The sequence below is a fragment of the Sphingomonas sp. CFBP 13714 genome, from assembly GCF_014842205.1.
Lineage (GTDB): Bacteria > Pseudomonadota > Alphaproteobacteria > Sphingomonadales > Sphingomonadaceae > Sphingomonas > Sphingomonas aerolata.
This window is the reverse complement of the sequence record NZ_JACYVG010000049.1, coordinates 1-254: the sequence shown is the minus strand read 5'-3', so window position 1 is coordinate 254 and position 254 is coordinate 1. Positions and strand designations below refer to the sequence as shown.

Here is a 254-nt window from a genome sequence, read left to right as displayed (position 1 = left end):
CCTTCCAAACGACGGTACTAGCTTCGGCATAGATATGATGGACTGCAACGCTATCCACAAAGATAGCGGTTCCACCAATATGCTTTGGAGCATTGTAGCGCTCTCTAAGCGCGAAGCTCCGTTCTATCTCGGGTGCGGTTGGAGCAGAAAAATCCGCGTTGAGTGGCACATTGCGGCCAGCGCAGGCTGCCAAAGCAGTTAAGAGAACGAGGGTGTACCATAGCTTCATCCCCCTTTGTCGCACACCTTCGGGT

General features: G+C 53.1%; 1 protein-coding gene. It reads right to left on the bottom strand.

What is annotated here, in order from left to right:
- On the bottom strand, positions 1 to 229 hold a 229-nt coding region (locus IFT54_RS20305; RefSeq protein WP_206758155.1), incomplete at its 3' end, for a hypothetical protein.
- Positions 230 to 254: the final 25 nt, after the last annotated feature.